1 protein-coding gene is annotated in these 259 nt (G+C 41.7%); it reads right to left on the bottom strand.

The features are described from left to right. A partial coding sequence (locus R0J87_RS21975; protein WP_498888967.1) for a class I SAM-dependent methyltransferase occupies positions 1–259 on the bottom strand: 259 nt, incomplete at both ends.

Raw genomic sequence — 259 nt, 5'->3', positions numbered from 1 at the left:
GAATAGACCATCCAAGGGTCTAACCAAAGTTGATAAAAATCATCTCCCACATCATAATGATGTTGAATCGCAGCGCGATCGCGCGCTTTACTATGAACTTTTCCATCACGGTTATTTTCAGGATTGACATTTAGCGGTAAACGAGGGAGAAATAAAGACTGTAACCAAGCCTTAATGCCTTGGGTGCGTTTTAATCCTTTCCAAGCGAGATGTTGTCCCAGACTAACAATATTTTCAATCTCACCCTGGAAGTCAAACC

The organism is Halomonas sp. SIMBA_159 (assembly GCF_046536035.1).
GTDB classification, from domain to species: domain Bacteria; phylum Pseudomonadota; class Gammaproteobacteria; order Pseudomonadales; family Halomonadaceae; genus Vreelandella; species Vreelandella venusta_A.
This window is presented reverse-complemented; position numbering and strand designations above follow the sequence as displayed.